The organism is Candidatus Tisiphia endosymbiont of Beris chalybata, from assembly GCF_964026555.1.
In the GTDB taxonomy this organism is placed as follows: domain Bacteria; phylum Pseudomonadota; class Alphaproteobacteria; order Rickettsiales; family Rickettsiaceae; genus Tisiphia.
The window spans coordinates 708964-721384 of sequence record NZ_OZ032159.1 but is presented as its reverse complement, the minus strand read 5'-3'; the positions used below and the strand labels follow the sequence as shown (position 1 = coordinate 721384).

11 protein-coding genes and 1 pseudogene are annotated in these 12421 nt (G+C 34.8%); 7 read left to right on the top strand and 5 right to left on the bottom strand.

Annotated elements, in window-relative coordinates:
* Positions 1-123 precede the first annotated feature (123 nt).
* Positions 124-990, top strand: a complete 867-nt coding sequence (locus AAGD44_RS03495) for a peptidylprolyl isomerase (protein ID WP_341764572.1) — start codon at positions 124-126, stop codon at positions 988-990.
* A 201-nt stretch (positions 991-1191) separates the two neighbouring features.
* Here the strand turns inward: AAGD44_RS03495 and AAGD44_RS03490 are convergent, their stop codons facing one another.
* Both AAGD44_RS03490 and lepA read right to left on the bottom strand, forming a co-directional pair.
* Positions 1192-2022, bottom strand: coding sequence for a hypothetical protein (locus tag AAGD44_RS03490; protein WP_341764571.1), 831 nt, complete (start codon positions 2020-2022; stop codon positions 1192-1194).
* A 187-nt stretch (positions 2023-2209) separates the two neighbouring features.
* Positions 2210-4012: a translation elongation factor 4 gene (gene lepA, locus AAGD44_RS03485; protein ID WP_341764570.1), complete on the bottom strand. Its 1803-nt coding sequence runs from the start codon at positions 4010-4012 to the stop codon at positions 2210-2212.
* Positions 4013-4235: 223 nt separating this feature from the next.
* On the opposite strand from lepA, the gene prfB reads away from it, so the two are divergent.
* The 3 genes from prfB to AAGD44_RS03470 all read left to right on the top strand — a co-directional run bounded on the left by prfB (position 4236) and on the right by AAGD44_RS03470 (position 6828).
* A protein-coding gene (prfB, locus tag AAGD44_RS03480; protein ID WP_341764569.1) for a peptide chain release factor 2 occupies positions 4236-5337 on the top strand; the annotation gives its coding sequence in 2 pieces (ribosomal slippage) (positions 4236-4304 and positions 4306-5337; 1101 coding nt in all).
* Between the two features lie 292 nt (positions 5338-5629).
* Positions 5630-5923, top strand: a complete 294-nt coding sequence (locus tag AAGD44_RS03475) for a hypothetical protein (protein ID WP_341763459.1) — start codon at positions 5630-5632, stop codon at positions 5921-5923.
* Positions 5924-5934: 11 nt separating this feature from the next.
* Positions 5935-6828: an IS3 family transposase gene (locus AAGD44_RS03470; RefSeq protein ID WP_341763476.1), complete on the top strand. Its 894-nt coding sequence runs from the start codon at positions 5935-5937 to the stop codon at positions 6826-6828.
* 55 nt (positions 6829-6883) lie between these two features.
* On the opposite strand, the pseudogene AAGD44_RS03465 reads toward AAGD44_RS03470, so the two are convergent.
* The 3 genes and pseudogenes from AAGD44_RS03465 to AAGD44_RS03455 form a co-directional block, all read right to left on the bottom strand.
* Positions 6884-7366 (bottom strand): annotated as a pseudogene (locus AAGD44_RS03465) (phospholipase D family protein); the annotation flags it as partial.
* Positions 7367-7369: 3 nt separating this feature from the next.
* Positions 7370-8275: a lipoyl synthase gene (gene lipA / locus AAGD44_RS03460; RefSeq protein ID WP_341764568.1), complete on the bottom strand. Its 906-nt coding sequence runs from the start codon at positions 8273-8275 to the stop codon at positions 7370-7372.
* A 652-nt stretch (positions 8276-8927) separates the two neighbouring features.
* Positions 8928-9245 (bottom strand): transposase, encoded by a 318-nt coding sequence (locus tag AAGD44_RS03455; RefSeq protein WP_341764567.1) that lies wholly within the window; start codon positions 9243-9245, stop codon positions 8928-8930.
* Positions 9246-9752: 507 nt separating this feature from the next.
* Between AAGD44_RS03455 and AAGD44_RS03450 the strand changes: the two genes are divergently transcribed.
* From AAGD44_RS03450 to AAGD44_RS03440, 3 genes are read left to right on the top strand one after another with little or no spacing between them, the layout of a single operon-like run.
* On the top strand, positions 9753-10244 hold the full coding sequence (locus AAGD44_RS03450; protein ID WP_341763541.1) for a helix-turn-helix domain-containing protein: 492 nt from the start codon (positions 9753-9755) through the stop codon (positions 10242-10244).
* 4 nt (positions 10245-10248) lie between these two features.
* Complete coding sequence (locus AAGD44_RS03445) at positions 10249-10746, top strand: IS630 family transposase (RefSeq protein WP_341763542.1); 498 nt, start codon at positions 10249-10251, stop codon at positions 10744-10746.
* Between the two features lie 7 nt (positions 10747-10753).
* Positions 10754-11347, top strand: coding sequence for a helix-turn-helix transcriptional regulator (locus AAGD44_RS03440; RefSeq protein WP_341764566.1), 594 nt, complete (start codon positions 10754-10756; stop codon positions 11345-11347).
* Positions 11348-12421 lie beyond the last annotated feature (1074 nt).

Genomic DNA, 12421 nt, shown 5'->3' with positions numbered 1-12421 from the left:
ACCATATTTATATGGCATTTTATAAATTTATCAAATAATATTGTAAATAGAAGTTGACGTAAGGCCATTATCCTTATAAAACATACTATTTAATAAGTAATATAATATATTAATGGAATACAAATGAAAAGAACATCTATAGTTTTTTTATCTGCTACCTTGTTTGCTAGTATAGCTTTTGCAGATGAAGATAAAATTATTGCTACCTATAAGGGAGGAGAAGTCAGGGAATCCCAAGTGATGAAAGAAATTCAACCATTCTTGGCTAACCAACCAGGTGGAAAAGATAAAAAATTTAGCGATTTTGATGCATATATACAGGAAAACTTGGTTCGAGGTTATATAGATGCAAAATTAATTGAACAAGAATCCTCAAAGTTAGGGATTGAATCCTCTAAAGAATTTCAAGATAAACTAAATACTATAAAAAAACAAATGGTTACTCAGGAATTTTATGAGCATTACGTAAAATCTAACGTAACTGACAAAATGATTAATGCTGAATATGATAAATTAGCTGCTAGCTTAAAAGGTAAAGAAGAAATAAAAGTAAGCCATATTTTGGTGGGCACTGAGAAAGAAGCTATCAATGTAAAAAATAGACTGAATAAGGGCGAAAAATTTGCTAAGCTTGCTACAGAATTCTCAACAGATGAAGCAACCAAAGCAAATGGAGGAGAAATAGGCTATATAACTGCTGGGCAGTTAGTACCTGAATTTGAAAATAAAGCCTTATCTATGAAAGTGAATGAAATATCTGGCCCGGTAAAAACCCAATTTGGTTGGCATATTATCACTGTTCTTGACAAAAGAGCTGCTCGTGTTCCTGCTAGAGAGGAAGCGAAGACTAATATTACTAATAAACTTGGCAGAGAAGCGATACAAAAGTACGTTACTGAGCTTGAAAGTAAAGCAGATATAAAGATGTTATTACCTAAAACTCCATTAACAAACGAAAGCAATAAAAACTCGACTGGTAAAGGGTCTTAACAGCACAGTAAAAGTTTGTTCATAGGCCCTCTAGCCTTCTGCACACAAATTTTTTCAGAAGTAATGTATAGAGAATTTTTATCGCAAAATAGTAGAGATTTTGTAGAAATAGCGTACTTATTTCAAAAAATTTCTGCCATTTTGCAGATAACATATACTGCTCGTAACTGAAGAGTTGTTAGATATGTTCTATCTAACAAGTTATAATTCTTGACGGGGGTTTTCATCTCCCCCTAAGTCAACTTCCCATTTATTTCCAGTTATCTTTAGTTCAGAGTCGTTATATGATATTTCAATATTATTATCCCTTTTTACTATTTTCCCACCATACTTGTCTTTTTCTGTAATTGTACCATTTTTAAATTTTGTTATTTTCATACCATCAGGGTGAGTGATAACAGTTTTAATAGGTTCTATTTTACTAGTGATTATCTCTGTACCATTAGCGTAGGTGGTTTGGATTTTAGTTAAGTCCGTCTCTATCCTAGTGTCATCCCTATCGGTTGATCTTGTTGTACCGTTTATAAAATCTTCTAAAAATGTTTCATTAGCATAGAGGGTCTCTGTCTTTACTATGTTATTCTTCTCATTTTTATAGATAATTTTTATATCTTTACTACCTTTCTTTGTGTACCTAGTTGCTGTACCCTTATCATGGGGAGCTGTAACCTCTTGATTCCCATTAACATAGGTAGTGGATTTTCCTAAAAACTCACCATTCAGCGCGGTATTTATAAGAGTTGTGTAATTAGCTGTTACAACAGTTGTAAGCAAGTCGTCCCCGTGTTGTGTGGTGGTACTCACATGAGTGGCATTGACCGTCGAATTTACAATTGAAAAATGCTTAGTAGCATTTGCATAGGGGAAAGTGATGACTAATGCCGTAACCAAGGCACCTTTTAATGTATTATAATTTCCTGCAAAACTAGGATAGGTCGGTTGCCAATCCTTAATGTACTGTGCTCCCCAATCTAATTCTCTAACCTGATCTAAATAAAATTTTTCTATACACTTAAAATTCAATATACGCATATTAATACCTTTTAAATTAATTATGTTAAAAATATATATATTTATATAATATATATATTTATATAATGTTTAACACTATTAATTAATTAATACAATATTAAATAAACTTTAAGATGTATAAAATTTGTCTAATCATTTATTTTTATCACACTTTTCTTTAAAACTTCCGAGAATAAGAATATTGCTCTTACTCATCTCCTATTTTAAGAGCAGCAATAAAAGCAGATTGGGGGATTTCTACATTACCTATATTACGCATACGTTTTTTACCAGCTTTTTGTTTTTCTAATAATTTACGTTTACGCGTTATATCGCCGCCATAACATTTGGATAGAACATCTTTTCGCATCGCTTTAACGGTCTCTCTTGCGATTATTCTACTACCAATAGCAGCTTGAATAGCAATTTGAAATAATTGTCTTGGGATGAGATTGCTTAGGCGTTTACATAATTCTCTACCTCTATATTCCGCGCGCGTACGATGCACGATAGTAGATAAAGCATCGACAGCTTCACTATTAACAAGGATGGATAATTTCACCAGATCTCCTACTGCGTAACTATCCATTTCCCAATCAAAACTAGCATAGCCTTTAGTATAACTCTTCAACTTATCATAAAAATCAAATACAATTTCATTTAATGGTAATTTATAAACCACCATTGCTCTACCAGCTACATAAGATAATTCAACTTGGGTACCTCTTTTATCAGTGCATAAAGCTAATACATTACCTAAAAATTCATCAGGGACAAATATCGTTGCTTTTACCCATGGTTCTAACATTGATTCTATATTTTGGACTGCAGGTAAATCAGCTGGGTTATGTATTTCTATTTGCCTATTATCGCGTAAGTCAATCTTATATATTACGCTAGGGGCCGTAGTGATCATATCAAGATCGAATTCTCGTTCTAATCTTTCTTGAATGATCTCTAGATGTAATAACCCTAAAAAACCACAACGAAAGCCAAAGCCCAAAGCAGTAGAACTCTCGAGCTCAAAATCAAAGCTAGCATCATTAAGTTTTAATTTTGCTAAAGAGTCTTTTAAGTGCTCAAATTGAGAAGCTTCCGAAGGATATAAACCACAAAACACTACTGGTAAATGCGGTTTAAAGCCAGGTAGAGCTTCTAAGCAAGGCTTTTTTTCTTCAGTGATGGTATCCCCAACTTTACAATCAGCAACCTGCTTGATTGAAGCCGTAAAAAATCCTATTTCTCCAGCATATAACGCCTCAGTAATATGCCGTTTAGGGGTAAAATAACCAACATTTTCAACATTATAGCTAGAGTTAGTTGCCATCATCTTGATACGCATATTTTTACGTAAGCTTCCATCAATGATCCTGACTAAAATTACTACCCCTAGATAAGGATCATACCAACTATCTACTAATAAAGCCTTTAAAATATCTGTTTGACTAACTTTGGGAGCTGGCAATCTCGCAATAATAGCTTTTAGTACCTCTTCAATACCTATACCACTTTTTGCTGAGATTAATACAGCATCACTGGCATCTATCCCAATTACATCTTCTATTTGCTCTTTAACTTTGGCGGGGTCAGCAGCAGGCAAATCAATTTTATTTAATACTGGAATAATCTCATGATTATTGTCAATGGCTTGATAAACGTTGGCTAGAGTTTGGGCTTCTACCCCTTGACTACTATCTACTACTAATAAAGAACCCTCACAAGCCGCTAGGGATCTACTAACTTCGTAGGAAAAATCAACATGCCCAGGAGTATCCATAAGATTAAGATAATATGTATTACTATCTTCCGCTTGGTAAACTAATCTCACTGTCTGCGCTTTAATAGTAATACCCCTTTCCTTTTCTATATCCATTGAGTCTAGGACTTGTTGACTCATTTCTCGAGCTGCAAGCCCCCCACAATATTCAATTAACCTATCGGCTAAAGTAGATTTACCATGATCTATGTGAGCGATGATAGAAAAATTTCTGATAAACTTTTGATTATTCATTAGATTTTTAGTATAATGTTAAAATTAGTAATAAGTTTTGAGATTAGTAATATACTTCTCTTCCGATGATTTTGCTGCTAGGCGCGATGGTAGAGCCTATACATAATAGGCGAGCTATTTGAGCAACGACGTATGTAAAATCATATCAGAGGAGTATAAATTGCTTATTTAGAATTAAAGCTAATATATAGCAAAATACCATTTTAGAGTAGGAAAATTAATAGTGCGTGCTGAAATTGAAAATTATATAAAAAAAATAGAACAGTCGCTAGCACTGCTCAGGAGGTCACTTTGATTTTGAGAATTCAACTCAAAGGCTTTCAGAGCTCCAAAATATTTCAGAAGATCCAGGCCTTTGGGATAATAAAGAGAAAGCTCAGGCTGTTCTAAAAGAAAAACGATTATTAGAGAACCAACTTGGCTCCTTTACCCATCTTAAATCTTCCCTTAGTGAATGTTTAGAACTTGAAGAATTAGCGCTGGAAGAAAATGATCAACAAATCTTAGGACAAAACCAAGAAGACTTAAAAAAACTGTCATTTATTGCTGAAAAGTTTGAAGTTGAGTGTTTGTTTTCCGGAGAATTTGACAGTAATAATTGTTTTTTAGAAATTAATGCAGGCGCCGGAGGGACAGAGAGCCATGACTGGGCTTCAATTATGATGCGCATGTATTTACGCTTTGCAGAAAGGCTAGGGTTTAAGCAAGAAATTATTCACTTGATTAATGGAGAAGAAGCAGGAATAAAATCATGTACTATTAAAATTAGTGGCCATCAAGCGTATGGTTGGTTCAGAACGGAATCGGGAGTGCATAGATTAGTTAGGATTTCTCCATTTAATGCCGCAGGAAAAAGAATGACTAGCTTTGCCAGTAGCTGGGTATATCCAGAAATTGATGATGATATATCTATTATAATAGATGACAAAGATTTAAGGATTGATACTTATAGGTCTTCTGGCGCAGGAGGACAGCATGTTAATACTACCGATTCCGCTGTCAGAATTACTCATTTACCCACCAATATAGTCACTCAGTGCCAAAGTGATAGATCACAGCATAAAAATAAAGCTCAAGCTATGAAAATGCTTAAAGCGAGACTATATGAGCGTGAATTGCAAAAACGTACTGAGAACATTAATGAACAAAATGCCTCTAAAACAGATAATGGGTGGGGCCATCAAATTAGGTCTTATGTGCTGCAACCTTATCAAATGGTAAAAGATTTACGTACTCTCTATGAGACTTCGGATACTAAAGGAGTACTGGACGGAGATTTAGAGAAATTTGTTTCTGCTAGTCTTTCTAGAAATGTAGGAAGTTAATATTTGTTACTCGAATGATCTCTAGAAAAATTTCCTTCCCAGACACCTAAAAGGGTAAAATTTCCTTTGCAGAACCTCAAACTTTTGCAGAGCTTAAAAGACGCTATTCTTTCACTTTCTCTTTACGGCTATACCAACTTCGTAAATAAGTTGCTGCAATATCACTATTTTCGATGAATAAGACGTTTTCAGCATTTCTATTATCCGCAGCTCGTAATGCGCCCCGAAAACTAGAGCAGTGATAGAGAGACTATTTTATGTTAAAATAAATATAAAATAGGAGCAGTCGAAAATGAGTAAGCCAAAAAGTTACAGTAAAGAATTTAAGTTTAAAGTATCGCTAGAGATGATCCGAGGAGATTTGAGTATTGCTGAAATAATCTCAAAATATCAAGTTCCAAGGTCGGTAATGACAAGGTGGAAGAAACAATTTTTGGAAAATGGTGCTGATATTTTTAAGTTTAGCTATGAAAACGGTAATTCCTCTAGTTCTACAAGCGAAATAGAGAAACTGCATGCAACTATTGGCAAATTGAAGGTAGAAAACGATTTTTTGCAGCTCGTATCTGCCAAGTTGAAACTATAAAGAGGAAAGTGATGGTAGATAAGGATTATAAAGATTTAAGTGTTCGTCGGCAAAGTCAGCTATTGAATCTGAACCGCTCCAGCCTATATTACAAGGATTCGGAGAAGGATCAAGATAATTATTTAAGTAATAGAATAGTTGAGATCTATAGTAATTATCCGATATATGGTTACCGGCGAATAACGGCGATACTTAGGAGAGAAGTGGTAATTGTTAACAGCAAAAAAGTCAGGAGGTTGATGAAACTAATGAATTTGCAAGCAATTTACCCTTCGATTAATACAAGTAAAAGAAACCTAAAAGAAGCTATTTATCCATATTTGCTATCAGGGTTAGAGGTTATAAAGCCAAATCAGGTATGGCAGGTGGATATCACTTATTTAAGGGTACAAAGTGGTTTTATGTATTTGGTTGCATTAATCGATGTTTATACTAGATTAGTAGTAGGATATCGTTTATCAAATAGTTTAAATACAGAGAGCTGTTTGCTAGCGTTAGAAGATGCTATAGCTAAATATGGGAAGCCGTCGATAATTAATAGTGATCAAGGTAGCCAGTTTACCAGCGAGGATTGGATTAATGAATTGAGGAGATGCGTCATAAGCATCAGCATGACGGGCAAAGGCAGGTGTAACGATAATGCCCATATTGAGCGTTTATGGCGATCGTTTAAGTATGAGGGGTCGTATTTATACCGGTGTACTTCAGTTTTAGAGTTGAAAAATAATATCCCGAAATGGTTGAATTGGTATAACAATCAAAGGCCCCATCAGGCTTTGGAGTACAAAACGCCGTTTGAGATATATAGTGGATTTATGGATAAGTCTTGCGACTTACCCACAATTCCACTATTACCACAACAGCTACAAAATTATAAAAATAATATTTTTGTAGATAGTTTATGAAAATAATAGTCTCTCTATTTAAAGCTTTTTTGGTCTAAACATAGGGGCGCAGTTCAGCATTAGTGAAATTAAAACTGCCAGTAATTACTTTATTTTTATCAATAATCATAATTTTATTATGAGCAATACCTGGTACTTTATCTATAGATACTTCAATACCTGCACGTTTTAACTCATTCATTTTAGAATATTTATCACTTAAGTTACTACGGTCCAATAATACATGTACTTGAACACCGTTTTGCTTAGCTTGAATTAATTGGTCGACTATTTTTTGGGAGGTTAAACCAAATGCTTGTACATAAATACTTTCTTTAGCCTTAGCTATTTCTTTAGCTATTAATGACCCGCAACCAGAGGGAGGTGTAAAACAGACATTGATAGTGTCCGCTTCAGTATGAGTAGTATGCCAAGCCGCGGGGGGCGGCAACACTTGCATGTATCTCTCATGATAACCTGTGCCAATGGCTAAGCCCGCTAAAAATGTTATTACTATAAGTGGCAATTTAAGTTTATATTTTCCGATTGCTTTGTACATTGGTTAAGCTGAGGATTTATTATTTTTTAATCTCTGGAAATCTGCGCCCGCATGATATGACGACCTAGTGAGCGGACTTGCTGCAACCATTAAAAAGCCTTTAATTTTTGCAACTCTTTCCAGATATTTGAACTCTTCTGGTGAGACATACCTTGCAACTTCAGCATGGTTTTTAGTTGGCTGTAAATATTGGCCTATAGTTAAAAAATCAACTTTAGCTTCTCGTAAATCATCCATTACCTGGATAATTTCATCATTTTTCTCACCAAGCCCTACCATCATACCGGATTTAGTGAAAATATTAGCATCTAGCTTTTTTATATTATGTAATAAACTTAACGAATTATAATATCTCGCTCCTGGTCTTATAGTTTTATATAAAGAAGGAACTGTTTCCATATTATGATTATACACATCTGGTTTAGCAGCCGCGATAATTTCTGCTGCCCCAGCTTTTTTAAGAAAATCTGGGGTGAGAATCTCAATCGTAGTGTTGGGAGCAATCATCCTTATTTCCTTAATACAACTCGCAAAATGGGTGGCTCCTCCATCTTCCAGGTCATCTCGATCAACTGAGGTAATGACTACATGTTCTAGACTTAATCTTTTTACTGCTTGGGCTAACCTCTGGGGCTCATGAGGGTCCAATAAATCTGGTCTCCCTGTTTTTACATTACAGAACCTGCATGCGCGAGTACAGACAGAGCCCAGGATCATAACTGTTGCATGCTTTTTAGACCAGCATTCACCTATGTTCGGACAGGCCGCTTCTTGACAAACGGTGTTTAATTTTAGGCCTTCAATTAATTTCTTAGTCTCATGATATTGGTAAGAATTTGGAGCTTTAACTCGTATCCAGTCTGGGCGCTTGTTAGCTTTTACCTCTGCTATTTTAATGATATTTGTCATATTATGCTAATTTGGGATTGTATATACTGCTCGTACTTCAAGAATTGGCATCGTCGTGTCTAAAGACAGCGCTCCTTACGTAACGTATATGTACGCTCCGGTGCGAGACTTTAACCCTCCTTGCTCTTCTTGAAGTTGACCTTCGTTACCAACTCTTCAGGTACGAACAGTATCCTGCTCCATGCACGCTATGAAGAGATCTATTTATGAATAATGTATATTCATTTGTTTTCAAGAACTGTTTTTCATTTTTCAAAGATGCGCATATTCAGGTACTTGATGTTCTGTTGCGCCCCTACTGCTCAAAATAAAATGCGAGATCTTGAGATTAAATTAGTAAATATGGTAAAGCAAATCACTCGAGAATACAAGATATTTGTTAGAATAGTTATCTATACTCTTCGCCTTTCAAGAGTTGTTTTTTCATTTTATCAAAGTTTCGCGTGCTCACCCCTGGCAAATAAAATCCAACTCTTGAAATCCATTGCGTATACTATATTCGGTGAACTTCAAGAAGAGCTAGGAGTGTCAAAGTCGAGAAGCGCAGCGTACTATAATAACACGAGTATTTGGCTATATCAAAGAGCAGTTTAATATAAGAACTAATAAGCACAGGGCGCCAACAAATTTCTTTGTTTCTTTATTTGCTGCCTTAATTGCTTATCAAATTAAACCTACTAAACCTAAAATCTCTTATCCATAGTCGGGTTAAATAATATAATAAACGCCAAAAAAATCCTTTTTCACTCCATCTCTTATATCTTGTATATATTGTATGCCAATTACCATATTCTACAGGAAGATCACGCCATGCGATACCAGTCCTTAGCACATATAATACCCCACAAAAAAACTTATAATGGCTTACTGTCATAGGACGACCTGGTTTCTTTAACTCTCTTTTGATAGCTGGCTCTACCAACTCTTCAAACTTACTTTCACTAATTGGGTATTTTCTTTCTGCTTTCATAATTGAACCTTCTTACTTGCTCAATTATTCTATCCCATATTTTCTCATTTACAACTTATTTTGTTAACAGTGCCATAGCTGGTGCTCCACACTCCACCTCTGTTAAAACTGCATTTAATAAATGTTAGGCATATAATATATTAAAAGATTTTAAGGCAGGGCTTTTTTTATTTCTTTTTTAATAATAATTCTTAATAGAAAATAAGGTAAGTATGGGCAGCAAGCCCATACTTCTAGCCATAATTCACCTTTATTTCTCGTTAAAAAAACTATTCAGAATATTTAACTGCAGTTAAAGTAAAATAACTACTTGATTGTCCTATAATATTATTCTATTTTTAGTTGCAATTTAATTTGTAAATTATTACATATATGTATGAAATGATAACTCTAACCAATATAGACTTATACCATTTCCCCATTATAAGCAGAGATATTAGATTGATAGAATGAGTAATTTATGATATAAAGCTAGGTAATAATGAAATAATAGGAAGTAACAAGGAAATGCCTAAAGTATCAAAAATGATAAATGACGAATTAGTATTAAAAGCAAGGGAAGCTTTGAATAACGGAGGGAAGAATGGTGTTGTAGTAACAAGATTAAAAGCCATACTAGCATCGAGTAAGCATGGTATTAAGAAAGTAGCGGAAGTTTATGATATCAACAGATCTTCGCTACATAGATGGGTTGCTCTATTTCGAGATCAAGGCATTGATGGTCTCAAGAACATAGCAAAGCCTTCTAGATCAAAATTAAATACTGCTCAAAAAGATGAGATTAAAACTTTGATAAAGAGAGACAGTAGTATTACGATTAAGAAATTAAAGATAGTGATAAAAGAAAAATTTGATATAGATATAGAAAAATCTAGTATACATAGAATGCTAGGGGCACTTGGGTTTAGGCATATTACTGGTAGAAAGAGGCATTACAAAGCTGACACATCTTCTCAAGAAGAATTCAAAAAAAAATCTACAACAAGTACACCAAGATAATCCTATGGTACCTATTTATTTTTTTGATGAGACTAGGTTTGGGACCAATACAAAACATGGTTTAGGATGGTTTGAAAAAGGCAGTAGGACTCCAGTTCCTACAAAGCTGGGATTTAAATCATTTTATCTTTATTCTGCTACAAATCATAGAGATGGAGACTCTTTTAGTTTAATTATTCCGAATGTTGATAAGGCCTGTATGCAAGTTTTTCTTAATGAATTTGCGAAACATATAACTACAAAAGTTATACTAGTGATGGATGGAGCTGGATGGCATAAAGGTCTTACAATACCAGCTAATATTGAGATTATGTACTTACCACCATATAGTCCAGAGTTAAATCCTGTAGAGAGGTTGTGGCAACATTTAAAAGATTCGGTATTAAAAAATAAAGTTTACGATTGTTTAACTAAACTTGAAGATGCTGTAATTGAATTTATTCAATCTATTTCAATAGAAACTATAAAATCTATATGTAATTGTTCATATATCTATTTATAATAGGGAAATGGTATTAATTATTGCAAAGCGTTTAAAAGAGCGCCGTGAAATGCTCGGTATGAGTCAGAAAGAATTAAGCAAAGCAGTTAAGATCAATGAAAAACAAGTCCAAAAATATGAAAATGCTGTCATCCCAGTAGCAGGCGGTACATTATATTTTTTGGCTAAAGAGTTAAAGGTACCGCCTGAGTATTTCCTGGATGTCCCCCACATTAAACCACCTAATGAATATTTTTTTACTACAGAAGACGATTATAAATTCTTACAGTATATTATTGCGGAGGAATCAGCAGATTATGTAGCCCCCCCAAAGGAAGATAGTCCAGCGGGTGCTGCTCCAATTAGTACACGGAAAGAACGGGAAAAGGACGCGGCGCTTCCGAGGTCTACCTCTTTAAAGGAAGAAAATTTGACCCTAGACTCATTGTCCCAATTAACTGCAGAAGTAGAGGAAGCAATCAAGAAGGACATGTGCTATGCCTTACAACAAGAAATAGTAGCATTAGTGAAAGCATTTGTAGAAGTGCCTAACCCTATAATTCGACAAAAAATAATTGAGCTTCTTAAGGCTATCACTGTAGCGCCACTTGATCCTGATTAATAATAGGCAACTGAAGAGTGGGGAGGCGAAATATTCGAGTGATTTCTGGAGTTGGATTTGAAAATAGACTTCTTACGAAACTCGCATCGAGCGCAGTAGGTAAGGTAGATAAGCACCTTAACCCGTGATATTGTCAAAAACCAATTCTGGGAAGCAAAAGAGTAGACCAGCTCGATGCACACTGTGAAAGAGGGCTAATTAAGCAATTACTATCTACCGGACAGTTCAAAAGTCGCGCTCTGAAATTGAAAAAGGCTAAAATGACTTTAAGTAAATATTACTGCAAACGTCATTGCGAGGAGGTTGCTTACTGCAACCGACGAAGCAATCCACGAAAATCTACAAAAATACGATGATTTAATTCTCATGACTGCTTCGGTAGGCGCTTCACGCCTTCTCGCAATGATGTTTGTTATTCTTAATAATCACTTGTTGCAATGTTTGAGGGTGACTTTTAAATTGCCGTGTGCTACCTATAAGATATAATGCATTGACAAAAGCTATGTATATTTTTATCATATTAAGCCATGAACTAAATAAATAAAATATTAGAAAGAATTATAAAGATGCAAGAACAACAGAATAACAATATAGGTAAGGAAAGTAGTAATACCATTTCCCAAACTAAATTAGCATTAGGAATATGAGGGCCCTGCACCAACGCGTACATATTAGTACGCAAGGAGCGGAGATCATGAAGTAAGGCGAACGTAGATGATTAGTTTTCGGAAATGGTATTATAGCCTTCTGCATCAGTCTAGCTAGCCGGTCATTTTCTCTGAGAAAGATGTGGGAACCCTACCTGCGTACTACTAGGTTCTGGGAAGGTTTTTATCTAATGGTCTTATCGATCGTTATTTTCGTTCTTGAATCCTCACGTACATGTTAGTACACTGCGGTTCTGTGAGAAAAAATGCCTATAAATCTACTCATTACATAGAAACCTTCACAGAACCTAGTAGTACGCTTTAGTAGCGGGCCCATTTCTTCTCAAAATTCCGAAGGGCTACTTTGACTTATGCAAGAAGTCTAATTTAACTTTAAAAATTAATAAATTTATGCAAAAATACTTTC

Excerpts from the sequence above, each read along its gene's own strand:
- AAGD44_RS03495 (WP_341764572.1), top strand. The coding sequence starts at position 124 with ATGAAAAGAACATCTATAGTTTTTTTATCTGCTACCTTGTTTGCTAGT.
- AAGD44_RS03490 (WP_341764571.1), bottom strand. The coding sequence starts at position 2,022 with ATGCGTATATTGAATTTTAAGTGTATAGAAAAATTTTATTTAGATCAG.
- lepA (WP_341764570.1), bottom strand. The coding sequence starts at position 4,012 with ATGAATAATCAAAAGTTTATCAGAAATTTTTCTATCATCGCTCACATA.
- AAGD44_RS03475 (WP_341763459.1), top strand. The coding sequence starts at position 5,630 with ATGAGTAAGCCAAAAAGTTACAGTAAAGAATTTAAGTTTAAAGTATCG.
- AAGD44_RS03470 (WP_341763476.1), top strand. The coding sequence starts at position 5,935 with ATGGTAGATAAGGATTATAAAGATTTAAGTGTTCGTCGGCAAAGTCAG.
- lipA (WP_341764568.1), bottom strand. The coding sequence starts at position 8,275 with ATGACAAATATCATTAAAATAGCAGAGGTAAAAGCTAACAAGCGCCCA.
- AAGD44_RS03455 (WP_341764567.1), bottom strand. The coding sequence starts at position 9,245 with ATGAAAGCAGAAAGAAAATACCCAATTAGTGAAAGTAAGTTTGAAGAG.
- AAGD44_RS03450 (WP_341763541.1), top strand. The coding sequence starts at position 9,753 with ATGCCTAAAGTATCAAAAATGATAAATGACGAATTAGTATTAAAAGCA.
- AAGD44_RS03445 (WP_341763542.1), top strand. The coding sequence starts at position 10,249 with ATGGTACCTATTTATTTTTTTGATGAGACTAGGTTTGGGACCAATACA.
- AAGD44_RS03440 (WP_341764566.1), top strand. The coding sequence starts at position 10,754 with ATGGTATTAATTATTGCAAAGCGTTTAAAAGAGCGCCGTGAAATGCTC.